Consider the following 20,482-nt stretch of genomic DNA (forward strand, 5'->3'; position numbering starts at 1 on the left):
CCGTTATCGTGTGGGCAGGACCTCTGGTCCACGCGGCGTTGATGGGCATGGTGTACAACAGGGGTTGGCCATCGCCTCCCCGACGGAGACTTCCATGACCCGCAAGCTCTTGCTTACCCTCGCCATCAGCCTCACCCCCGCCCTGTTCACCACCGCCTGTGTTGCTGCCGACAAGGCCGCCGCCCCGGCGGTGGAAAAAGCGCAGTGGCCGTTCGCCGCCACCGAATTCGCCCGCTTCAACGAGCCCTGGGCGATGAGTTTCCTGCCCGACGGCAGCCTGCTGGTCACCGAGAAGAAAGGCGCGCTGAAGCACTTCAACGTGCAGACCCGCAAAACCGCCACCATCACCGGCGTCCCTGACGTCGCCTACGGCGGCCAGGGCGGCTTCGGCGATGTGCTGCCGCACCCGGACTTCGCGAAGAACCAGTGGATCTATCTCAGCTACGCCGAAGAAGGCGACGGTGATACCCGTGGCGCTGCGGTTGCACGTGCGCGGCTGGCGCTGGCGGCCGATGGCAGCGGCACGCTGGAAGACCTGAAGGTGATCTGGCGCCAGACCCCGAAAGTGAGCGGCAAGGGGCATTACGGCCATCGCCTCGCGTTCGGTCCGGACGGCAAGCTGTGGATCACGTCCAGCGAGCGCCAGAAGTTCGATCCGGCCCAGGACATGGGCGGCAACCTCGGCAAGCTGGTCCGCCTCAATGACGACGGCAGCGTGCCCGCCGACAACCCGTTCGCCTCGCAGGGCGGCGTGGCCGCGCAGGTGTGGTCGCTCGGCCACCGCAATGCGCTGGGCATCGCCTTCGATGCGCGCGGCAAGCTGTGGGTGCATGAGATGGGCCCGGCCGGCGGCGATGAGCTGAATCTGATCGAGCGCGGGGCCAACTACGGCTATCCGATCGTCTCCAACGGCAATCACTACGACGGCCGCGACATTCCCGACCATTCCACCCGCCCGGAATTCGCCGCGCCCAAGGTGACCTGGACCCCGGTAATCTCGCCGGCCGGTTTCATCATCTACAACGGCAAACAGTTCCCCAAGTGGGACGGCAGTGGCTTCATTGGCGGCCTGTCCTCCAAGGCGCTGGTGCGCGTGGCCTTCGACGGCGACAACGCCCGCGAGGCCGAGCGCTTCGACATGGGCGAGCGCATCCGCGAGATCGAACAGGGTCCGGATGGCGCGATCTGGCTGCTCGAAGACGGCAGCAACGGCAAGCTGCTCAAGCTCACGCCGAAAGCCTGAGCCAGACAGGCTGCCGGCGCATCGCCGGCAGCCTGCCCACCTCACGTGCGTTCAAGCGCTGCACGTGCTTACTGGATGGTCACGACCTTGACTTCGGTGCGGTTGCACGCCTGATCCAGGCACGCGCCGTTGAGCCAGACCTGGCCGTCGCCGATCATCACGCCCTGCTGGTTGACCATGACGTCGTCGAACTTCTGCGCGGCGATGGCCTTGCGCACGGCCGGGGTCAGGATGCGCTCGTAGTTGCGCTGGAACTCGCCGGGGCCGGTGATCCTGGCGCCATTGGCGATGTTCAACGGGAAACGCACTTCCTCGACCACGGCCGCGCGATCGCCGCCGTTGACCGCCTTCTGGAAGGCATTGAACACAGCTTCGTACTGGGCCGCGTCGCCAAGCACCTGATCGATGCGCTGGCGGACATCGCCGGTGCCAGCGCTGGTCGGCGCGGCAGGTGTGGCGGCGGCGTCCGCAGCAGGTGTCGTTGCACCGCCAGCGGAAGGCGCGTCGGCATCCGGCGCGGGGCTGCCGGCCGTGACCGCATCCGGCGACAGGCCCGAGGACGGCACGGTGTCACCCGGCGTCGGGCGGCCTTCGGGAATGGCGGTGGCCGGGCCTTGGGCGGGATCCGCAGCGGCGGTGTCAGCCGGCGGCGGCGACGACGGGCTGCAGGCGGCCAGCCACAGCGGGCTGGCCAAGGCCAGCAACAAAGGAGTACGGGACAGGCGCATGGGTGGCTCCATCGGGTTCACGGGGGAGCCAGCGTACCCGCCGGAACGTCAGCCGCCGATGATGGATACGGTAGTGCCGGCCGCTGGCCGGCACTACCGGGTGAAGCGAGGCCGGCTCAGGCGGCCAGCAGCTCGAAGATCACCGGCTCGCCGCTGACCGACGAGGCGCACACCCACAGCTCGAACTGGCCCGGCTCGGCGCGGAACACGCCATCGCGGCCGGTGAAGCCCAGTGCATGGCGATCCAGGGTGAAGGTCACCTCGGTGCTCTGTCCCGGCTGCAGCGCGATCTTGTCGAAGCCCTTCAGCTCGCGCACCGGCCGCACGCGGCTGGCCACGCGATCGTGGATGTACAGCTGCACCACTTCCTCACCTGCCACCGCACCGGTATTGGTCAGCGTGGTGGTGATGGTCAGGGTGTCGTCCCAGCCCAGCTGCGCGTTGCTCAGCTGCGGCACGCCATAGGCGAAGGTGGTGTAGCCCATGCCGTGGCCGAACGCGTATGCCGGCTCGTTCGGAATTTCGCGCCAGCGCGCCTTGAACTCCGACATGGTCGGCAGTTCCGGGCGACCGGTGCGCGGGTGGTTGTAGAAATACGGCTGCTGGCCCGACACCTGCGGGAAGCTCACCGGCAGGCGGCCGGACGGGTTGTAATCGCCGAACAGCACATCGGCCACGGCGTGCCCGGTCTGGGTGCCCAGGTACCAGGTGATCGCCACGGCATGGGCATTGCGCACCGCGCCCTGCAGGGCCAGCGCGCGGCCATTGCGCAGCAGCACGACCAGCGGCTTGCCGGTCATCGCCACCGCTTCGGCCAGCGCCTGCTGCGCCGGCGGCAAGGTGATCTCAACGCGCGACTGCGCCTCACCGCTGTAGCGCTGCGGTTCGCCCAGGGCCAGCACCACCACGTCGGCACGCAGCGCGGCGGCCACGGCCTGTTCGATACCGTCCTGCACGGCCGCTTCCAGATCACAGCCCGGCACGATTTCCAGCAGTGCTTCATCGCTGATCGCCGCGCGGACGCCGGCTTCCAGGGTGACGTAGCGCGACTTGTCGCCGAACAGCGTCCAGCAGCCTTCGATGTTGTCGCGATCCTGCACGAACGGCCCGATCAGCGCGATCTTCTGCCCGGCCTTCTTCAGCGGCAGCACCGACTCGGCGTTCTTGAGCAGCACGATCGAACGGCGCGCGGCATCGCGCGAGAGTTCGTCATGCGCGGCGATATGCGAGGTGTCCGCTTCGCGCGCCAGATCCAGCGAACGGTACGGGTCGTCGAACAGGCCGATCGCTTCCTTCAGGCGCAGGATGCGGCGCACCGACTCGTCCAGCGTGGCCATCGGGACTTCGCCGCTCTCGATCAGGCCCGGCAGGTGTTCGGCATAGAAGCCGCTCTGCATGCTCAGGTCCAGGCCGGCGGTGAAGGCCTTGGCGGTGGCGTCGCGGTCATCGGCGGCGTAGCCGTGCGCGACCAGTTCCATGTCGGCGGTGTAGTCGGAGATCACCACGCCCGGGAACTTCCACTCCCCGCGCAGGATGTCGGTCAACAGCTCGGCATTGGCGCTGGCCGGCACGCCGTTGATGTCGTTGAAGGAGGACATCACGGTCAGGGCACCGGCTTCGAAAGCGGCCTTGAACGGCGGCAGGTGCACGTCGCGCAGGGTCTGCGGCGAGATGTCGACCATGTTGTATTCCATGCCGGCCATCACCGCGCCGTAGGCGGCGAAATGCTTCGGGGTGGCCAGCAGTGCATCGGCGGCGCGCAGGTCCGGGCCCTGGAAACCGCGCACGCGGGCGGCGGCGAACGCACAGCCCAGCACCACGTCTTCACCGGCGCCCTCGGCGCCACGGCCCCAGCGCTGGTCGCGGGCGATATCCACGGCCGGCGCATAGGTCCAATGCAGGCCGGCTGCCGTCGCTTCCACCGCGGTGGCGCGGGCGGTGCGCTCGGCCAGGTCCGGCTCGAAGCTGGCGGCCTCGCCCAGCGGGATCGGGAATACGGTGCGCATGCCGTGGATCACGTCCGCGGCCAGGATCACCGGAATCTTCAGGCGGCTTTCTTCCAGCGCGACCTGCTGGATGCGGCGGCCGGCTTCCACGCCCACGCCATTGAACAGCGAGCCCACCTTGCCCTCGCGCACCTGCTGCAGCACCTGGTCGGCATTGCTGACGTTGGCTTCCGGATTCACATCCGGCGCGAACGGGCGGACCATGTCGGCGAACACACCCAGCTGGCCGACTTTTTCTTCGACGGTCATCTGGGCAATGAGGGTTTCGATACGATCGGCGGCCACCGGCTGTCCTTATGAAAACGTTTACAAGCCCGGGATTCTAGCGTTCCCGAGGCCGTTGTGAATGACTTTTGCGTTCATTTTTCTTCCCCGGAGGGAAGACCCCCGCCACCGCACGGGCAGCGACAGGGGCACAGGAGCTTACTCCGCAGCGGCCAGGCGCTGCTGCCCCGCCATCAACATGGCGTCGCTGGATTCCTGGAAAACCCGCAGCCCGAAGGCCGGGAGGATCGCCAGCAGGTGATCGAACACGTCCGACTGCACGCCCTCGTACTCGCCCCACGCCGTGCTGCGGGTGAAGCAGTAGATCTCCAGCGGCAGGCCCTGGGTGGTGGGCTGCAGCTGCCGTACCAGCAGGGTCATTTCGGTATGGATGCCCGGATGGTGCTGCAGGTAGCGCTCGACATAGGCGCGGAAGGTGCCCAGGTTGGTCACCCGGCGCGCGTTGACGGCGGCGACGCCCTTGGCCTGCAGGTCGGCGTTGTACTGCTGCAGTTCGGCCTGCTTGCCGCGAAGGTAATCGCCCAGCACCGCGAACTGCTCCAGCTCGGCCAGCATCGGCGCATCGACGAAGCCGACACTGTGCTGGTCCAGGTACAGCGAGCGCTTGATCCGGCGCCCACCCGCTTCCTGCATGCCACGCCAGTTCTTGAACGACTCGGTCACCAGCTTCTTGGTCGGGATGGTGGTGATGGTCTTGTCGAAGTTCTGCACGGTGATGGTGTGCAGCGCGATATCGATCACATCACCATCGGCGTTCTGGCTCGGCATTTCGATCCAGTCGCCCAGCCGCACCCGGCCATCGCCGCTGATCTGCACGCTGGCCACCAACGAGAGGATGGTGTCCTGGAAGATCAGCATCAGCACCGCGGTGGCCGCGCCCAGGCCGGTCACCAGCGGGCCGAGCTTCACGCCCAGCAGGGTCGCCACGATCGACAAGCCGGCGATCACGAAGACGATGATCTTCACGACCTGCAGGTAGCCCTTGATCGGCTTGTTGCGCGCATCCGGGCGCCGCTCGTACAGATCGTTGGCGGCATCCAGCGCATGCGAGACGGCCAGCGCCACGGTCAGCACCGCCCACGCCCGGCAGGCGCCGATCACGAACGCCACCAGCTCCGGCGGCAGGTCCGGCACGATCCGGATGCCGGCGGCGATGACCATGCTCGGCACCACGTTGGACAACCGCGAAATCACCCGCAGGTTGTTGCCGCCTTCATTGCCGGCGCTATGGCCAGGCAGGCGGCTGACCAGCTTGCGCAGGCCGCGCAGCAGGATCTTCTTGGTGACGAAGTTGGCCAGCCAGGCCGCCAGGGCCAGCGCTGCCAGCACCAGCAGGGTGTAGGCCCAGGGCCAGGGTTCGAGGGTCTGCTGGACACTGTCCAGCCATCGGGTTGCCACTACCGCATCCAACATCGTGTATCGATCTCCTAATCGGGGTATCAGGGCGTTGCCAGGTCCTGCGCGCTGCGCTCGATGATCACGCCCACCGCGCGCGCACCGCGCACCGCGCCGGGCTTGCTGAGCTTCAGGCGCAGCCATTGCACCTTGAATTCACGCAGCACGATCTCGGCGATGCGCTCGGCCAGGGTTTCGACCAGGCCATAGTCCGAGTCACGCACGAACTGCTCGATGCGCTTGCTCACGGCTTTGTAATTGAGGGTATCGGCGATGTCGTCGCTGGCCGCCGGACGGCGGTTGTCGAAGCCCATTTCCAGATCGAAACGCAGGGTCTGGCGGATCCGCCGTTCCCAGTCGTAGATCCCGATCAGGGCATCGATCTCGAGCCCCTCGATGAATACCTTGTCCATAGCCATGCCACGTGGAAGATGGCGACCATGGTAACGGGGCTGTCCGGAATGTGCCGGGAATCGGGCGTTGGGCGTCCGCCGAGAAGGACAAAGGGCCCCTTGCGGGGCCCTCTGCTTACTGCTTGTCCCCGGGCGGAGATGGGAGTTCCATCCGCGAGTCCCGGTGGCGCGCGGGGTAAAACTACGTCCGGGGCCGAGTGGAGTCAATGATTGGTTACGCCAAATGAGACGAGCTGCAGCGCGTGACCCTGCGCTTGAACAGGGATGCGGCAGACGTCATTCCGGCACTCGGCTTTGTGTTCTGGCAGAAGATATTCACGCAGCGCTTTGATGCTCGGCTATGGTCGCATTGCATGGCAGCCGTCCTGCCCGGCGCGGACGCGTCAACGCCGTGGCATGTCACCCGTGCGCAGATCCATGACGATCTGGAGGAGATCCGGCGATTGCGCAATCGCATCGCCCATCACGAGCCGATCTTCGCCCGCGCCCTTGCAGACGACGTTGACGCCATCCGGCGGGTCGTCGAACGGCGGTGCGTACCCACGGCGGAGTGGATGCCTGGCCATGAAGCGGTGACTCCGCTGCTGCTGGATCGGCCGGTGTGATGAAGCAGCGCCGCTGCTGACCTCACACCGCCGGCAGCGTCGCCATGTCCCAACGTGGGGTGACCTGCACCTGCGGCGGGGTGTGCTGGCCCGCTTCCAGACGCAGGGCGCCGGCGAAGGCGATCATCGCGCCGTTGTCGGTGCACAGCGCCGGGCGCGGGAAGCAGGCGCGGCCACCGCGGCGGGCGGCCATCTGCTGCAGCTTGGCGCGCAGGCGCTTGTTGGCCCCGACGCCGCCAGCCACCACGATCACATCGGTGCCCGCCGCATCCAGCGCGCGTTCGCACTTGATCGCCAGGGTGTCGACCACCGCATCTTCAAAACCGCGCGCGATATCGGCGCGGGTCTGCTCGCTCTGGTCGCTGTCGCGCCAGGCCAGCAGGACCTGGGTCTTCAACCCGGAGAAGCTGAAATCCAGCCCGGGGCGGTCGGTCATCGGCCGGGTGAACTTGAACCGGCCCGGCGTGCCGCGCTCGGCCAGGGCCGCCAACTGCGGGCCACCGGGGTACGGCAGGCCCATCAGCTTGGCGGTCTTGTCGAAGGCCTCGCCGGCGGCGTCGTCCAGGGTTTCGCCGAGCAGGCGGTACTGGCCGACCCGGTCCACCGCCACCAGCTGGGTATGCCCGCCGGACACCAACAGGGCCACGAACGGCGCCTGCGGCGGGTCGTCTTCCATCAGCGGGGCCAGCAGATGCCCTTCCATATGGTGGACCCCGACCGCCGGCACCTCCAGCGCCCAGGCCAACGAACGGGCCACGCCCGCCCCGACCAGCAGCGCGCCGACCAGGCCGGGCCCGGCCGTGTAGGCCACCCCGTCGATGTCGGCCACGGTCATGCCGGCGTCGGCCAGGGTCTGGCGGATCAGCGGCAGCAGCTTGCGCACGTGGTCGCGGCTGGCCAGCTCGGGCACCACCCCGCCGTACTCGGCGTGAAGGGCGATCTGGCTGTAGACCGCGTGGGCGCGCAGGGCGTCGATCCCGGACAGGGAGGTGTCATACACCGCCACGCCGGTCTCATCGCAGGAAGATTCGATACCAAGGACTCGCATAACGGGTATTATGGACCTCTTCAGGCCCCGGCAGACGTACGCTGGCCTGTCTCAGCATCACCCGTGGCCAAGAAGTTCGCCGGGGTGGGTTGCAACTTCTTTTCTCGCCGCTATAATGTGCGGCTCTCACCGGGCGTGACCCGGTTCTACTGTGTCCCGGAGATTCCATGCCCAGCGTTAAAGTCCGCGAGAACGAGCCCTTCGAGTTTGCGCTCCGTCGCTTCAAGCGCACTTGCGAAAAGGCCGGCGTGCTGGCCGAAACCCGCAAGCGCGAGTTCTATGAAAAGCCGACCCAGGAGCGTAAGCGTAAGGCTGCCGCTGCTGTGAAGCGTCAGCTGCGCCGTTCGTCGCGCGACGTTACCAAGCGTCAGCGCCTGTACTGATCGGACGCAACTTCGATACGGCGGGCCCTGGCCTGTCGTGACGGAGCCGAAGCCGGAACGCGCGAGCGTTACCGGCTTTTTGCGTTCCAGCGCTTCGGCGCCCCGCTTCCCATTTCCACCGACACGAGGTGTTCCCATGAGCCTGAAGCAGCAGCTCACCGATGACATGAAGGCCGCCATGAAGGCCGGCGAGAAGCACCGCCTGGGCGTGATCCGCCTGATGAACGCCGCGATCAAGCAGCGCGAAGTCGATGAGCGCATCGAGCTGGACGACGCCGCCGTGCTCGCCGTGCTGGAAAAGATGGTCAAGCAGCGCAAGGACTCGGTCACCCAGTTCGAGGCCGCCGGTCGCGAAGACCTGGCCGTGATCGAGCGCGAGGAAATCGCGGTCATCGACCAGTACCTGCCGGCCAAGCTGGGCGAAGCCGAGATCGTGGCCGCCATCCAGGCCGCCATCGCCGAAACCGGCGCGACCACCCCCGCCGACATCGGCAAGCTGATGGGCGCGCTCAAGCCGCGTCTGGCCGGCCAGGCCGACATGGGCCTGGTGTCCAAGCTGGTCAAGCAGCAGCTGGCCGGCTGATCCCGCCGCCACGCCGCCTATGAAAAGGCCCGCATTTCGCGGGCCTTTTCAGTTTCAGCAGGTCCGCTGTCAGGAGGCCTGGCGGCAATTGCGCAGTGTCATCGAGCTTTCCTCGATCGAACTGATCTCGCCTTCCAGCTTGGCCCAGTCGCGCTCGCGCAGCATGGTGAAGTTGGCGGCCTGGTCGGACGCGAATTCGCAGCGGATGGTGTAGTTGTTGTTGTTGTAGCTGTCGCTCTGGCGGACGCGCAGCAGGCCGCGGGTTGGCGTGACCAGATAGTTGATCGAGCCGATGTCACCAGGCTTGGTCGAGTACGTGTTGGGATTGACGGTATAGATCTGGCCGTCGATCTGGTAGCGCCGCCCCACATACTTGGCGTATAGCGGCAGGAACGTGGCCGAACGGTCGCCCTTGTCTTCCTTGTTGGTGGTGGTACCCAGCATCAGGTCCTTGAAGGCACCGGCACTGCGGTACAGGGCCATCGTGTCTTTGACTTCCTTGCCCATCATCTTGGACAGATCCGGGGCCGCCACGGCCTCCATGGCCGGCATGGGGTACTGGGTGCGTCCCGCTGCAGCAACCGCGTCGCCCTGGCTGCCCGCCTTGAGCTTGTCCAGCATCCCGCACATCGACTGCTTGGCCGCCGCCGGCTCGACCGACTGGCCCCGGGCCAGCTTGGTCGCCAGGGTGACCCGACCGGTACGGTCGGCGGTGCCCACCAGTACCAGCGGGGTGCGCAGCCCTTTGCGCTGGATCAGGTACTGGTCGCCGGTATCGCCCTGCACCAGCTGACCAGCGACTTCGAATTCGTCATCGCCGCCAATCTTGCGCAACTGGTCCAGCGCGCTCTGCACCTTCAGGCCCGGTACGGTGACATCGGCCATGTAAAGCGCACCGTTGCGCGCGTCCCCTACCATCTTGAAGGCCTTGTCGCAGGCCCCGGCGGCCATCGCCGGACCTGCGGCCGCCAACAGCGCCATCGTCGTGTAGACCATTCCTTTCATGAAGCGTCCTTTCTGCTGTGAAGGTGGAAAACCGGGAAAAAGGATAGCGCGATATCCGTCAAGGTCACGCCGTGACCGGACCGCTTCACCCGGCGCACCCCGGCCATTTGCTAGAACAGGGGCCTCGCTCCCGACCCGACGCCGTCCATGCACCAACCGAGCCCCTCCCTGTCCAAGGTCCGCAAGCACATGGCGCGGCTGGAGAAGAGCTTTCCCGCCGTACTGGTGCGCCGTTTCATCGATGCGGACGTGATGACCCAGGCCGCCGCGCTGGCCTTCTATGCCCTGCTCTCGATGGCGCCGCTGCTGGTCCTGCTGCTGTGGCTGACGGCCTCGCTGTATCCCCCGGCGCAGCAGGCGCTGCTGGGCCAGATCAACGATGTGGCCGGCACCAGTGCCGCCTCGGTGGCCGAAACCGTGCTCAGCAACGCCAACAACCAGCCGGACATCGGCACGCTGGCGGGGGTCTGGAGCACCTTGTTGCTGTTCATCGGCGCCACGGCGGTGTTCGCCCAGCTGCAGAACGCCCTGAACCTGATCTTCAACACCAGCGGCGAGCGCCTGGATGGGATCGTGGCGTGGCTGCGCAAGCGCGTGTTCTCCTTCGGCGTGGTCCTGGCGCTGGGCTTCCTGCTGATCCTGTCGATGACCGCCACCACCATGCTGCAGGTGGTCTTCGCGCACCTGCCCTCGGTCCTGCCGGCGATCGGCTATCTCACCAGCCTGGCGCTGTACACGGTGGGCTTCGCCTTCCTCTACCACTACCTGCCCGACCGCCGCGTGGCGTGGCGCCAGGCCTTCATCGGCGGTGCGATCACCTCGGCGTTGTTCGCGCTGGGCCGTTATGGCATCGGCCTGTACATCGCCACCGTCGCACCGGGCAGCGCGTATGGCTCGATGGGCGCCCTGGTGATCTCGCTGGTGTGGATCTACTACGCCACCGTGGTGTTCTTCGTCGGCGCGCTGATGACCTCGGTGATCGACGAGCGCCTGCGCGCCCATGCGGTGCTTGCCGAGGCTGGCGTGGAGCCACCGAAACCGGGCGAACCGGCCAGCAGCTAGTAGACTAGCGGTACCCCCGCTTCCGCGCGTGGCCGTGACCGGCCATGCCCCCGCCTGCTGCCCATGGCCCGTATCCCCGACGCATTCATCGACGACCTGCTGGCCCGCTCCGACATTGTCGAGGTGGTGGGCAGCCGTGTGCCGTTGAAGCGCCAGGGCAAGGAATACGCGGCGCGCTGCCCATTCCATGACGAGCGCTCGGCCTCGTTCACGGTCTCGCCAACCAAGCAGTTCTATCACTGCTTCGGCTGCGGCGCGCATGGCACGGCGATCAGTTTCCTGATGAATTACGACCGCCTCGAGTTTCTCGACGCGGTCGATGAGCTGGCCAAGCGCGTGGGCATGGAGGTGCCGCGCGATACCCAGCCGCGCACCGCCCAGCAGCAGGACGACAGCCGCGATCTGTACTCGGCACTGGACGCGGCCACGCGCTTCTTCCAGACCGCATTGAAGGGCAGCGACAAGGCGCGCGCCTACCTGGATCAGCGCGGTGTCGATGAAGAAAACCGCGAGCGCTTCGCCATCGGTTACGCACCGGACGGCTACAGCGCGCTGAAGGATGCGCTGGGCAAGGACGAGCGGCGGATGAAGCTGCTCGACCGCGCCGGCCTGTTCTCCAAGAACGATCGCGGCCACGTCTACGACAAGTTCCGCGACCGGGTCATGTTCCCGATCTTCGACCGCCGTGGCCGCGTGATCGCCTACGGCGGCCGGGTCATGGAGAAGGACGACGGCCCGAAGTACCTCAACTCGCCAGAGACCGCGCTGTTCCACAAGGGCCGCGAGCTGTACGGCCTGTGGCAGGTGCGCCAGGCCAACCAGAAGATCGAGCGGCTGATTGTGGTCGAGGGCTACATGGACGTGGTTTCGCTGTTCCAGTTCGGCGTTACCCAGGCGGTGGCGACGCTGGGCACGGCGACCACGCCGGACCATGCCGAGCTGCTGTTCCGCAATGCGCCGGACGTGTTCTTTTGCTTCGACGGCGATGCCGCCGGCCGTCGCGCCGGCTGGCGTGCGCTGGAGTCGGTGCTGCCGCGCATGAAGGACGGTCGCCAGGCCTTCTTCCTGTTCCTGCCCGACGGCGAAGACCCGGACACCATCGTGCGCAAGGAAGGCCGCGAGGGCTTCGATGCCCGCCTGCAGCAGGCCACGCCGCTGTCGCAGTTCTTCTTCGACGAGCTCACCCGTGAGGTCAACATGGGCACGCTCGACGGCAAGGCACGCCTGGCCGAACGGGCCAAGCCGATGCTGGCGCAGATTCCCGATGGCGCCTTCGGCGACCTGATGAAGCAGCAGCTGACCACGCTGACCGGCCTGGGCGCCAAGCCCAGCGCATCCGCGGCTCCTTCGCGGCCGCCACAGCGCGCGGTCGCACCGGCACAGCGCCGCAGCCTGGTGCGTGCGGCCATCGCGATCCTGCTGCAGCAGCCCTCGCTGGCGATGACCCTGGAAGGCCACCACTTCACCGGCCTGCGCCTGCCCGGCATCGAACTGCTGACCGAACTGCTGACCCTGGTCGAGCAGCGCCCGGACATCAGCACCGGCGCGCTGCTGGAGCACTTCGACGGGCGCGAGGAACAGGACGCGCTGCACAAGCTGGCCGCACAGACCCTGCCCGGCGACGAGGCAATGTGGACCCAGGAACTGCATGACGCCGTGGCCCAGCTGGAGAAACAGCTGCTGATGCAACGTCTGGATGAGCTTCAGGCAAAGCAGAGCCAGCAGGGTCTGGACGATACTGACAAGTACGAGCTGCGCGAACTGCTCAAGGCGCGCAGCACCCTCCGCTTCTGACGACGGAGCCGCCGTGGCATCCCACATCGCACGTTCCACCGCACCGATCGTCCGCTGGCTCCGCGCTGGCGTCATGGCCGCGCTGTTCGCACCGTGCCTGCCCACCTGGGCGGCGGAACTGCCATTCGCACAGCCACGGCCGCAGCTGTACACCGCCGGGCAACCCAGCGCTGCCGAGCTGCAGCAGGCGGCCGCGGCCGGGATCACCACCGTGATCGACCTGCGCCAGCCCGACGAGGCGCGTGGCTTCGATGAAACCGCCGCGGCCGAGCGCCTGGGCCTGCGTTATGTGCGCATTCCCGTTGCGGGTGCCGCCGGCCTGACCGACGCCAACGCGCAGGCGCTGCGTACCGCCTTGGCGCAGAGCCAGGGCCCGGTGCTGCTGCACTGCGCCTCCGGCAACCGCGCCGGTGCATTGCTGGCCGTGCTGGAGGCGCGTGACGGTGCCTCGGTGGACCAGGCGCTGCAGTTCGGCCGCGAGGCCGGCATGACCTCGCTGGAAGCGCCGACCCGTGTCCTGCTGGAGCAGGACGCCGCGCGTTGACCCCGCTCTTCTTCTCCCGCCCACTTCCCTGCTCTACAGGAGCCTGCCCACCATGACCCGCTGGTGGTCGCGCCTGCGACCGGACAACTTCACCCTCGCCCTGCTCTGCACCGTGCTGCTGGCGTCCTTCCTGCCGATGGACGGCGCCGCCGCGATGGTCCTGAACGATGTCACCGACGTCGCCATCGCCGCACTGTTCTTCCTGCACGGCGCACGCCTGCCGCGTGAGTCGATCGTCGCCGGCCTGCTGCACTGGCGCCTGCACCTGACCATCCTGGCCTGCACCTTCGTGATGTTCCCGTTGCTGGGGCTGATGTTCAAACCGCTGGATGGCTGGCTGCTCACCCCCGAGCTGTACATCGGCGTGCTGTTCCTGTGCGCGCTGCCGTCCACCGTGCAGTCCTCGATCGCGTTCACCTCGATCGCCCGTGGCAACGTCCCGGCGGCCGTGTGCAGCGCCTCGCTGTCGAGCATCCTCGGCGTGTTCCTGACCCCGCTGCTGCTGGCCCTGCTGGCCGGCACCGAAGGCGGCATGCACAACCCCGGCCAGGCCATCGTCAGCATCATGCTGCAGCTGCTGGTGCCGTTCGTGGCCGGCCACCTGCTGCGGCCCTGGATCGCCCGCTGGGTCGAAAAGCAGCGCGCCCTGCTGCGCTACACCGACCAGGGCACGATCCTGCTGGTGGTCTATTCCGCCTTCGGCGAAGCGGTGAGCGAAGGGCTGTGGAGCAAGACGCCGCTGTTGTCGCTGCTCAGTGTGGCCGTGGTGGCAGCAGTACTGCTCGGCATCGCGATGCCGCTGATCCGCTTCATCGCGCGCCGGTTGGGCTTCAACCGCGAAGACGAGATCACCATCCTGTTCTGCGGCTCCAAGAAGAGCCTGGCCACCGGCGTGCCCATCGCCAAGGTGCTGTTCGCCGGGGGCAGCCTCGGTGCGATCGTGCTGCCGATCATGATCTATCACCAGATCCAGCTGATCGTCTGCGCGATGATCGCGCAGCGGTATGCGCGTGATCCAGTGGAACCGACGCCCGTCACCCGGCAGGACTGAGACGGCAATACTGCAGCCTGCGCGGCCTCGTCACGCAGGCCGCGGAGCCAGCCCTAGGGCGCCGTCAGCGTGCCGACGCTGAGTCCGGGCAGGAACACCACCAGATCGTACTGCCGATCCTGCGCAGTACTGAGTTCGGGATCACGTGGTGCGCGCTCGATCAGCGGCAGCGCGCGGCAGGGCTGCACGCAGGCCCAGAAATGACCGCGCAAGGCCTCCAGGCGCACGCTGTACAGCGGCAGATCCAGCAGGTGGGAGGCCATCGTGCGCTGCTGCATCTCCGGTGGCGCATCTGCGGGCGGGCTGCGCATCGCATGCACGTTGCCGGTCAGCATCAGCATCCGGGCGCCGGGCGGCAGCGCGTTGAACTGCTGGTGCAGATGCGTGGCCATGGCGGCGTCGCGCGCCTCGTTGCCGTTGGACGCTCCGCTCTCCACGTCATAGCCGGCGACGCCGACATTGCGTCCCTGCGCGCGCAGCGATCGAATGGATTCGATCAGGTCGAGCATGTCCCGGCTTCGCCGTCCGTCATGCTGGTTATCCTTGACGGACCAGAACGGGGTGGTCCGCAGTGCTTCACGCGCATCAGGATCACCGTTGGAGCGCAGGTAGCGCGCGAGCGCGACGTTCTCGCTCATCGGCATCTCCAGTCCCAGCTGAACCGCGGCGTTGTCGCGGCTGTAGCGCTCCACCAGATCGGCCACGAGCCGCGGCGTTTCAGCGGTGCCGTGGTACTCGCCGAGGACGATCAGGCGCGCATCGCCTGCATGCTGGATGATCTGCGCAGCCGTGTCCTCCACTGGTGCTACCGGTGCCGGTGCCGCATTGGCCGCACCCAACGCCAACCCGATCACCCACCCTGCCATCCAACGCCATCGCTTCATACCGTCACTCCCTGTTCGGTAGAGAAGCAATGGCGACGGCGAATCACCGATTCAAGGCGGTTACTGCAACCAGGGCAGCATCCAGTGGTCCACCATCAGGAAGGCGAACAGCGCCATCAGGTAAACGATGGAGTAGCCGAACATCTTCATCGAGAAGATCTCATCCGGCGGATTCAGCATGCGCCAGGCGTACCAGAGGAAGACCGCATTGAGCACGATCGCACCGCCCAGGTAGAACATGCCACTCATGCCGAACACGACCGGCAGGATGCTGACGATGGCCAGGGCGATCGAATAGACCATGATCGACTTGCGTGTGTACGCCACGCCATGGGTCACCGGCAGCATCGGGATCTCCGCCTTGGCGTAATCCTCGCGACGGAAGATCGCCAGGGCCCAGAAGTGCGGTGGGGTCCAGATGAAGATGATCAGCACCAGCAGCGATGCGTAGGCCCAGTCCCACGGGCCCTGCATGCCGGTGATCGCGGCCCAGCCGAGCATCGGCGGGGTAGCGCCGGCAAGGCCACCGATGACGATGTTCTGCGAGGTCGCGCGCTTGAGGTACACGGTGTAGATCACCGCGTACCCGATCAGCGAGGCAAAGGTCAGCACCGCGGTGATGACGTTGACCCAGACCACCAGGATCGTCATCGACAGCGCGATCAGCAGGCCGGCGAACACCAGCACCTGCCACGGCTTGACCTTGCCCACCACCAGTGGGCGCCACGAGGTGCGCGCCATCTGTGCATCGATGCGCGCGTCCAGCAGCTGGTTGATCGCCGCGGCGGCCGAGGCGGCCAGCCAGATGCCTAGGAAGCCGAGCGCGCCGTCCAGCGCCTGCTGCGCGGTCGGCAGCCCGGGGATGGCCAGGAACATGCCCACCAGCGCGGTGAACACGATCAGGGCGACGACCTTGGGCTTGGTCAGATCCCAGTACTGACGGTAACTGGCCATGCCGTCAGCCCGCCTGCACGGCAGGGGAGGCAGCGCCGGCCTTGCCGCCCTCGGCATCCGGCGCGCGCAGGCGCGCCAGCAGCGTCACCAGCACGAACAGCAGCGCCACCGCGCCACCGCTATGCGCGACGGCCACTTCCAGCGGCACCGCCAGCTTCACGTTGAGGATGCCCAGGGTGATCTGCAGCACCACCAGCAGGCCCAGTGCGCTCGCCCAGCCGCGCATGCTCGGCAGGCGGAACAGGCGCACCGAGAGCCACAGCAGGTACACGGCCACCACGATCGCCATCATCCGGTGTGCCATCTGGATCGCGATGCGCGAGGCGCCATCCAGCACGCCCCCTTCATAATCCACGCCGATGCCGCGCCACAGGGTGAAGCCTTCCTTGAAGTCATGCGGCGGCCACCACTGGCTGACGCAGCGCGGGAAGTTGTCCAGCGAGGCGCTGCCGCCACCGCAGGCGAGTGCGGCGTAGTTGGCACTGACCCAGCCGCCGAGGGCGATCTGCGCGACCAGCACGGCCACGCCGGCACGGATCAGCCATTTCAGCTTGGGCGCTTCGGCCAGGGTGATCGGCATGTGCGTGGCGCGCCACGCCATCCACACCAGCAGGCCGAACATCAGCATGCCGCCAAGCAGATGGCCCATCACCACGATCGGCTTGAGCAGCCAGGTGACCGTCCACATGCCGAGCAGCGCCTGGAAGATGACCACGGCCAACGTCAGCAACGCGGCGCGGGCCAGGTCGATATTGGTCCACCGCAACGCGGCGATCAGCAGGATCGCCTCGCCGATCAGGGCGATGATGCTCGCTGGGACGTGCATGCCCATCATGTACAGCGGTATCCCGGTCGCCACCAGCACACAGGCGGTGATGACCGCAGTGCTGCCCCAGCGACGGCGGCGCGTAGCCAGCAGCGCCAGGGTGAGGATCTCGATACCGAGTGCGCCGGCCAGGAAGCGGTGCACCTGCTCGCGCCACGCCTTGTGCGTTTCCAGCGGGCGGATCTTGGCGGCCTCGTGGCCGATCACTTCCTCGGCGTGCTGCGGCCAGGTGACACGGCCATAGCAGGTCGGCCAGTCCGGGCAGCTCAGGCCCGCATCGGACAAGCGCACGAACGAGCCGAACATGATCGTGCTGGCCGTCATGATCAGTGCAAACCACGCCAGACGGTGGAAATTGCGGTGCAGCACCGGGCGTGCGGAGAGGCTCATCGAACAGAACTCACTTCAGTTTCAGCAGCGTGGCCAGGTCTTTGCGCAGACCGGCCATATCGAATCCCGGCGCGTACCGCATGATCACGAAACCGTTGGGATCGATCACATACACAGGCGTGCCGGCGGCGTCATCCACGGCGGGCAAAGCGGCACGCAGGTCCGGTTGGGCGCGCAGCGCGCGAAGGGCGGGCATGCCCTGGACCTCGGCCGGCGGCGTGCCCAGCCACAGGATCTCGACATTATCGGCGTTATGGCCGAACAGCTGCCACACCTTGCCCAATCCCTGCGACAAAGTGACGCACTCGCTGGTACAGCTGGCAGACGGGGCCACCAGGATCCGCCAGGTCCGTTCGTTGGGATTCCACGGGTACGGCTGGCCGTCGGCCAGGGTCGGCGGCAGCGCGCGCAGGTCCGCCGGCGGCTGCAGCAGTTGCCCGGTATTGCGGTGCGCGGTGGGCTGCCAGCCGGAGAAGCGCAGCACGCCCGCCAACGCCATGGCGCCGAAGAACACGCCGAACAGGGCGATCAGGGTCCAGCGGCCGCGCGAACGGGACGGCAGCCGTGCCGGGGAAGTGGCATTCATGGGCGGCATTTTCTCATGTTGAGCCGGTCAGCGCCGGGAAGTGCCACGCCGGCGGCGATGGCGTCGGAATTCCAGGACCAGCGCGACCACCAGCACGGTCAACGCCAGCCCGAACCATTGCACGGCATAGCCCAGATGGCGACTGGGCGGCAGTGTGTTGGGCAGCAGCTCCAGATCCCGCGCATATCCGCCTGGCAGCGCAGGGTCCAGCCGCAGCACGCGCACCTGCAGGCTGCCCGGCGGCAACGACAGCGCGCGCGCCATCTCTTCCGGTGGCATCCGGCTGGCCAGCCATACGCCCGGCTGTGGTGCGGGCGACAGCACCGGGCCCAGCGCCAGGCCGGTAGCCGGCGGCGGCGCCAGCAGGCCGCTGAGGGCCGTGGGGCCGCTATGCGGGGTGATCGGCGGGATCACACGATCCGGCGGCATCGGCAGCCAACCCAGGTCGATCAGCACCCGTGCGCCGTCATCACTCTGGAACGGTTGGTAGACCTTGATCCCGGCCCGGCCATCGCGGGTCTGGTTGTCGAGCAGCAGCGTACCCGGCAGGAAGCGGCCGCGGTCCTCCACCCAGCGCAGCACCGGCGGTGCCGCCAGCGCCTGGCGCAGCGTGAGTGACTGCGCACGCGCTGGCACCTGCTGGGCCAGCAGCGCTTCTTTTTCATGCATGCGCTGCAGTTGCCAGCGGCCGAGCTGGCAAAACGCGAGGATGACGAGTACCGCGGCGATCCAGCCGATCAGGCGTGTGTGCTTGCGCATCATGACAACGCCGGCAAAACGCGGTGATATAGGCGCACCCGCCACGCCATCGAGCCGCGCATGAATGATTCGTTGAAGACCCTGCTGGTAATCGCGTTTCTGATCGTCATCGTCTGGAATCTGGGCGCCGGGCTGTATTACCTGCTGGTCGATCGCGGCCAGACCAAGCGCACCGTCAATGCCCTCACCCGCCGCATCGCGGTGTCGGTGGCGCTGATCGTGCTGGTGGTCATCGGCATCTACAGCGGTTGGATCAAGCCCCACGGCATCGGCGGCTGAAGCCGCACCGGCGTCGATGCGGCAGGACGTCGCACCGACGCTACAGCACGTAGACGAACATGAACAGCATCAGCCACACCACGTCGACAAAGTGCCAGTACCACGCGGCGGCTTCGAAACCGAAATGGTTGTCGCGGGTGAAATGCCCCTTCGAGGAACGCAGCCACATCACCGCCAACATGATCGTGCCGAGCAGCACGTGCACGCCGTGGAAGCCGGTGAGCATGAAGAACGTCGAGCCGTAGATGCCCGAGCCCAACGTGAGGTTGAGTTCCTTGTAGGCGTGGATGTACTCCTCCGCCTGCAGGGTGAGGAAGCCCAGGCCGAGCAGCACGGTGATGCCCAGCCAGACCAGCAGCTGGCGCCGATGCCCGGCCTTGAGCGCGTGGTGCGCGATGGTCAGGGTGACACCGGAGGTCAGCAGGATCAGCGTGTTGATCAGCGGCAGGCCCCAGGCCGGAATGGTCTGGAAATGCCCGCCGATGGCCCCGGGGCCGTTGGTGGGCCACGCCGCCGAGTAGCCATCCCACAGCAGCTCGTTGGTCATCACGCCGTCGCCCGCACCGCCCAGCCACGGCAGGCCCAGGTTGCGGGTATAGAACAGTGCGCCGAAAAATGCGCCGAAGAACATCACTTCCGAGAAGATGAACCACACCATCCCCATCCGGAACGAGCCGTCGACCTGGCGGTTGTAGCTGCCGGCCTGCGATTCGCGCACCACGTCGCTGAACCACCAGAACAGGGTCAGCACCAGCATCGCGATGCCCGCGTAGAAGGTCCACTTGCCCCAGCTGGAATCATTGAGCCAGCTGGCCACGCCGACCATCGTCACCATCATCGCGATGGAACCGATGAACGGCCATTTGCTGTGCGTGGGCACGAAGTACACGTTCGCATCGGGGCTTTGCTGGGCCATGGTCTTGGGTCCGGTCCGGATCAGGGAGCTGCACGCGCGCCGGTCGGCAGGCTGGCCGGGGCCAACTGCGCGGACAAAGCGTCGTTCTTGTAGAAGGTGTAGGACAGGGTGATCGTGGTGATGTTGGCCGGCAGGTCGGGATCGACGATGAAGCGCACCGGCATGTCGCGCTTCTCGCCGGCCTGCAGCGTCTGCGCGGTGAAGCAGAAACACTCGGTCTTGCTGAAGTAGCCCGAGGCCTTGGCCGGGGCCACCGACGGCACCGCACTGCCGACCAGCGCGCGGTCGCTGTCATTGCGCGCGTAATACAGCGCTTCGTTGAGCTCGCCGGGCACCACGTCCATCGTCAGCTGTTCGGGATGGAACGCCCACGGCAGCTTGGAATTCACACCGCCATCGAACTCCACCCGCACCGTGCGCTTGCCGGTGGCGGCCGCCGTACCCGCCGCCGCGCCCGGGCCCCGTTCCAGGCGCACGCCGAATACCTTCTCGCAGGCGATGCGGTACAGCGGCACCAGCGAGAAGGTCAGCACGAACACCGCCAGGGCCACCCCGATCAGGCGGGGCAGGCCCGCATGACGTGCGGGCGGTGCCGGGCGCGGATCGCTCATCGCCCGATCACCCCGCTGAGGATGAAGCCGGCATAGACCATCACCGCGACGATCCCGACGGCCCACGCGGTGCGGTGCGCGCGGCGACGTTGCAGGGCCTGCTCATCCGGCGTGCGGGTGGTGGTGGTCATG

At 67.1% G+C, this 20,482-nt stretch carries 23 protein-coding genes; 9 read left to right on the forward strand and 14 right to left on the reverse strand.

The features are described 5' to 3' along the window. Positions 1-94 precede the first annotated feature (94 nt). Positions 95-1,243 (forward strand): PQQ-dependent sugar dehydrogenase, encoded by a 1,149-nt coding sequence (locus NJD74_RS12245; RefSeq protein ID WP_266085489.1) that lies wholly within the window; start codon positions 95-97, stop codon positions 1,241-1,243. A 68-nt stretch (positions 1,244-1,311) separates the two neighbouring features. Here the strand turns inward: NJD74_RS12245 and NJD74_RS12250 are convergent, their stop codons facing one another. The 4 genes from NJD74_RS12250 to folB form a co-directional block, all read right to left on the reverse strand. Next, positions 1,312-1,947: a hypothetical protein gene (locus tag NJD74_RS12250; protein ID WP_319624274.1), complete on the reverse strand. Its 636-nt coding sequence runs from the start codon at positions 1,945-1,947 to the stop codon at positions 1,312-1,314. Between the two features lie 140 nt (positions 1,948-2,087). Beyond that, entirely contained in the window at positions 2,088-4,262 is a 2,175-nt protein-coding gene (locus NJD74_RS12255) for a glycoside hydrolase family 3 N-terminal domain-containing protein (protein WP_102788913.1), read from the reverse strand. 138 nt (positions 4,263-4,400) lie between these two features. Further along, positions 4,401-5,675 carry a mechanosensitive ion channel domain-containing protein gene (locus NJD74_RS12260; protein ID WP_019185978.1) on the reverse strand — a complete coding sequence of 425 codons (1,275 nt, stop codon included), beginning with the start codon at positions 5,673-5,675 and terminating at the stop codon, positions 4,401-4,403. A 26-nt stretch (positions 5,676-5,701) separates the two neighbouring features. Next, positions 5,702-6,070 (reverse strand): dihydroneopterin aldolase, encoded by a 369-nt coding sequence (gene folB, locus NJD74_RS12265; protein WP_019185979.1) that lies wholly within the window; start codon positions 6,068-6,070, stop codon positions 5,702-5,704. A gap of 242 nt (positions 6,071-6,312) precedes the next feature. Here folB and NJD74_RS12270 point away from each other — a divergent pair, with 242 nt between their 5' ends. Then, positions 6,313-6,675, forward strand: a complete 363-nt coding sequence (locus NJD74_RS12270) for a hypothetical protein (protein ID WP_319624254.1) — start codon at positions 6,313-6,315, stop codon at positions 6,673-6,675. 22 nt (positions 6,676-6,697) lie between these two features. Here the strand turns inward: NJD74_RS12270 and tsaD are convergent, their stop codons facing one another. Continuing rightward, entirely contained in the window at positions 6,698-7,723 is a 1,026-nt protein-coding gene (gene tsaD / locus NJD74_RS12275) for a tRNA (adenosine(37)-N6)-threonylcarbamoyltransferase complex transferase subunit TsaD (RefSeq protein WP_319624255.1), read from the reverse strand. 167 nt (positions 7,724-7,890) lie between these two features. On the opposite strand from tsaD, the gene rpsU reads away from it, so the two are divergent. Then, positions 7,891-8,106 (forward strand): 30S ribosomal protein S21, encoded by a 216-nt coding sequence (rpsU, locus tag NJD74_RS12280; protein WP_002808376.1) that lies wholly within the window; start codon positions 7,891-7,893, stop codon positions 8,104-8,106. Between the two features lie 136 nt (positions 8,107-8,242). Further along, positions 8,243-8,689 (forward strand): GatB/YqeY domain-containing protein, encoded by a 447-nt coding sequence (locus tag NJD74_RS12285; protein WP_319624263.1) that lies wholly within the window; start codon positions 8,243-8,245, stop codon positions 8,687-8,689. A gap of 69 nt (positions 8,690-8,758) precedes the next feature. On the opposite strand, the gene NJD74_RS12290 is transcribed toward NJD74_RS12285, so the two are convergent. Continuing rightward, positions 8,759-9,694, reverse strand: a complete 936-nt coding sequence (locus NJD74_RS12290; RefSeq protein WP_319624264.1) for a hypothetical protein — start codon at positions 9,692-9,694, stop codon at positions 8,759-8,761. Between the two features lie 147 nt (positions 9,695-9,841). Here NJD74_RS12290 and NJD74_RS12295 point away from each other — a divergent pair, with 147 nt between their 5' ends. The 4 genes from NJD74_RS12295 (at position 9,842) to NJD74_RS12310 (ending at position 14,145) form a co-directional block, all read left to right on the forward strand. Further along, positions 9,842-10,756, forward strand: coding sequence for a YihY/virulence factor BrkB family protein (locus tag NJD74_RS12295; protein ID WP_319624265.1), 915 nt, complete (start codon positions 9,842-9,844; stop codon positions 10,754-10,756). A 63-nt stretch (positions 10,757-10,819) separates the two neighbouring features. Further along, positions 10,820-12,550 carry a DNA primase gene (gene dnaG, locus NJD74_RS12300; protein ID WP_019185985.1) on the forward strand — a complete coding sequence of 577 codons (1,731 nt, stop codon included), beginning with the start codon at positions 10,820-10,822 and terminating at the stop codon, positions 12,548-12,550. A 73-nt stretch (positions 12,551-12,623) separates the two neighbouring features. Then, positions 12,624-13,094, forward strand: coding sequence for a sulfur transferase domain-containing protein (locus NJD74_RS12305; RefSeq protein ID WP_026070218.1), 471 nt, complete (start codon positions 12,624-12,626; stop codon positions 13,092-13,094). Positions 13,095-13,146: 52 nt separating this feature from the next. Then, positions 13,147-14,145 (forward strand): bile acid:sodium symporter family protein, encoded by a 999-nt coding sequence (locus NJD74_RS12310; protein WP_319624266.1) that lies wholly within the window; start codon positions 13,147-13,149, stop codon positions 14,143-14,145. 53 nt (positions 14,146-14,198) lie between these two features. On the opposite strand, the gene NJD74_RS12315 is transcribed toward NJD74_RS12310, so the two are convergent. The 5 genes from NJD74_RS12315 to NJD74_RS12335 are packed head-to-tail and all read right to left on the reverse strand — an operon-like array spanning position 14,199 to position 18,547. Beyond that, on the reverse strand, positions 14,199-15,029 hold the full coding sequence (locus NJD74_RS12315; protein ID WP_319624267.1) for a calcium-binding protein: 831 nt from the start codon (positions 15,027-15,029) through the stop codon (positions 14,199-14,201). A gap of 60 nt (positions 15,030-15,089) precedes the next feature. Continuing rightward, entirely contained in the window at positions 15,090-15,983 is an 894-nt protein-coding gene (cyoE, locus tag NJD74_RS12320) for a heme o synthase (RefSeq protein WP_046272851.1), read from the reverse strand. 4 nt (positions 15,984-15,987) lie between these two features. Further along, complete coding sequence (locus NJD74_RS12325) at positions 15,988-17,199, reverse strand: COX15/CtaA family protein (protein WP_070471541.1); 1,212 nt, start codon at positions 17,197-17,199, stop codon at positions 15,988-15,990. Between the two features lie 10 nt (positions 17,200-17,209). After that, positions 17,210-17,785: a hypothetical protein gene (locus NJD74_RS12330; RefSeq protein WP_026070219.1), complete on the reverse strand. Its 576-nt coding sequence runs from the start codon at positions 17,783-17,785 to the stop codon at positions 17,210-17,212. Positions 17,786-17,812: 27 nt separating this feature from the next. Continuing rightward, positions 17,813-18,547, reverse strand: coding sequence for an SURF1 family protein (locus NJD74_RS12335; RefSeq protein WP_319624268.1), 735 nt, complete (start codon positions 18,545-18,547; stop codon positions 17,813-17,815). Between the two features lie 57 nt (positions 18,548-18,604). Here NJD74_RS12335 and NJD74_RS12340 point away from each other — a divergent pair, with 57 nt between their 5' ends. After that, complete coding sequence (locus tag NJD74_RS12340; RefSeq protein ID WP_019185993.1) at positions 18,605-18,823, forward strand: twin transmembrane helix small protein; 219 nt, start codon at positions 18,605-18,607, stop codon at positions 18,821-18,823. Positions 18,824-18,863: 40 nt separating this feature from the next. Here NJD74_RS12340 and NJD74_RS12345 read toward each other — a convergent pair whose 3' ends face one another. Genes NJD74_RS12345 through NJD74_RS12355 form a run of 3 tightly spaced genes read right to left on the reverse strand, consistent with a single transcriptional unit; the run spans position 18,864 to position 20,481 of the window. Then, complete coding sequence (locus tag NJD74_RS12345; RefSeq protein ID WP_319624269.1) at positions 18,864-19,739, reverse strand: cytochrome c oxidase subunit 3; 876 nt, start codon at positions 19,737-19,739, stop codon at positions 18,864-18,866. A 20-nt stretch (positions 19,740-19,759) separates the two neighbouring features. Further along, positions 19,760-20,350, reverse strand: a complete 591-nt coding sequence (locus NJD74_RS12350) for a cytochrome c oxidase assembly protein (protein WP_019185995.1) — start codon at positions 20,348-20,350, stop codon at positions 19,760-19,762. Next, the gene (locus NJD74_RS12355) at positions 20,347-20,481 is read right to left on the reverse strand and encodes a hypothetical protein (RefSeq protein WP_257785228.1); all 135 of its coding nucleotides are present in this window, start codon (positions 20,479-20,481) and stop codon (positions 20,347-20,349) included. Before NJD74_RS12355 ends, NJD74_RS12350 begins: the two co-directional genes overlap by 4 nt. Position 20,482: the final 1 nt, after the last annotated feature.

The sequence above is a fragment of the Stenotrophomonas sp. RG-453 genome, assembly GCF_033843685.1.
GTDB classification, from domain to species: Bacteria; Pseudomonadota; Gammaproteobacteria; order Xanthomonadales; family Xanthomonadaceae; genus Stenotrophomonas; species Stenotrophomonas bentonitica_A.

Bases quoted from the DNA above. Each gene is read 5' to 3' on its own strand.
- NJD74_RS12290 (WP_319624264.1), bottom strand. From the start codon at position 9,694: ATGAAAGGAATGGTCTACACGACGATGGCGCTGTTGGCGGCCGCAGGT.
- NJD74_RS12350 (WP_019185995.1), bottom strand. From the start codon at position 20,350: ATGAGCGATCCGCGCCCGGCACCGCCCGCACGTCATGCGGGCCTGCCC.
- NJD74_RS12345 (WP_319624269.1), bottom strand. From the start codon at position 19,739: ATGGCCCAGCAAAGCCCCGATGCGAACGTGTACTTCGTGCCCACGCAC.
- cyoE (WP_046272851.1), bottom strand. From the start codon at position 15,983: ATGGCCAGTTACCGTCAGTACTGGGATCTGACCAAGCCCAAGGTCGTC.
- dnaG (WP_019185985.1), top strand. From the start codon at position 10,820: ATGGCCCGTATCCCCGACGCATTCATCGACGACCTGCTGGCCCGCTCC.
- NJD74_RS12355 (WP_257785228.1), bottom strand. From the start codon at position 20,481: ATGACCACCACCACCCGCACGCCGGATGAGCAGGCCCTGCAACGTCGC.
- NJD74_RS12245 (WP_266085489.1), top strand. From the start codon at position 95: ATGACCCGCAAGCTCTTGCTTACCCTCGCCATCAGCCTCACCCCCGCC.
- NJD74_RS12315 (WP_319624267.1), bottom strand. From the start codon at position 15,029: ATGAAGCGATGGCGTTGGATGGCAGGGTGGGTGATCGGGTTGGCGTTG.
- NJD74_RS12335 (WP_319624268.1), bottom strand. From the start codon at position 18,547: ATGATGCGCAAGCACACACGCCTGATCGGCTGGATCGCCGCGGTACTC.
- NJD74_RS12325 (WP_070471541.1), bottom strand. From the start codon at position 17,199: ATGAGCCTCTCCGCACGCCCGGTGCTGCACCGCAATTTCCACCGTCTG.
- NJD74_RS12285 (WP_319624263.1), top strand. From the start codon at position 8,243: ATGAGCCTGAAGCAGCAGCTCACCGATGACATGAAGGCCGCCATGAAG.
- NJD74_RS12295 (WP_319624265.1), top strand. From the start codon at position 9,842: ATGCACCAACCGAGCCCCTCCCTGTCCAAGGTCCGCAAGCACATGGCG.
- NJD74_RS12305 (WP_026070218.1), top strand. From the start codon at position 12,624: ATGGCCGCGCTGTTCGCACCGTGCCTGCCCACCTGGGCGGCGGAACTG.
- NJD74_RS12330 (WP_026070219.1), bottom strand. From the start codon at position 17,785: ATGAATGCCACTTCCCCGGCACGGCTGCCGTCCCGTTCGCGCGGCCGC.
- folB (WP_019185979.1), bottom strand. From the start codon at position 6,070: ATGGACAAGGTATTCATCGAGGGGCTCGAGATCGATGCCCTGATCGGG.
- NJD74_RS12260 (WP_019185978.1), bottom strand. From the start codon at position 5,675: ATGTTGGATGCGGTAGTGGCAACCCGATGGCTGGACAGTGTCCAGCAG.
- NJD74_RS12310 (WP_319624266.1), top strand. From the start codon at position 13,147: ATGACCCGCTGGTGGTCGCGCCTGCGACCGGACAACTTCACCCTCGCC.
- NJD74_RS12340 (WP_019185993.1), top strand. From the start codon at position 18,605: ATGAATGATTCGTTGAAGACCCTGCTGGTAATCGCGTTTCTGATCGTC.
- tsaD (WP_319624255.1), bottom strand. From the start codon at position 7,723: ATGCGAGTCCTTGGTATCGAATCTTCCTGCGATGAGACCGGCGTGGCG.
- rpsU (WP_002808376.1), top strand. From the start codon at position 7,891: ATGCCCAGCGTTAAAGTCCGCGAGAACGAGCCCTTCGAGTTTGCGCTC.